This window comes from Ciceribacter ferrooxidans, from assembly GCF_004137355.1.
Taxonomy (GTDB): Bacteria; Pseudomonadota; Alphaproteobacteria; order Rhizobiales; family Rhizobiaceae; genus Allorhizobium; species Allorhizobium ferrooxidans.
In genome coordinates this window covers 1-302 of sequence record NZ_SDVB01000021.1, presented here as the reverse complement: position 1 = coordinate 302, position 302 = coordinate 1, and the positions used below count along the sequence as shown (strand labels likewise).

Genomic DNA, 302 nt, shown 5'->3' with positions numbered 1-302 from the left:
GTCCACCGACCCGAACAAGTCGGAAGGGGGCGATCTCGGTTACTTCACCAAGGGGCGTATGGTTCCCGAATTCGAGCAGGCCGCTTTCGCCATGGAGAAGGGCACTTACTCCAAGACCCCGGTCAAGACCCAGTTCGGCTTCCACGTCATCAAGGTCGAGGACAAGCGCGACGCGCCGCCGCCGGCCTACGAAGACGTTTCGCAGCAGGTGCGCCAGCTCGTCATGCGCGACAAGTATCTCGAACTGATCGCTAAGGCGAAGGCCGAGCAGAAGGTAGAGATCGTCGATGAGGCCCTGCGCA

At 61.3% G+C, this 302-nt stretch carries 1 protein-coding gene; it reads left to right on the top strand.

Going from position 1 to position 302, the window contains the following annotated elements; genetic code table 11:
• Positions 1-302 (top strand): peptidylprolyl isomerase (locus EUU22_RS00030; RefSeq protein ID WP_205687798.1); only part of this gene is annotated, 302 nt, incomplete at both ends.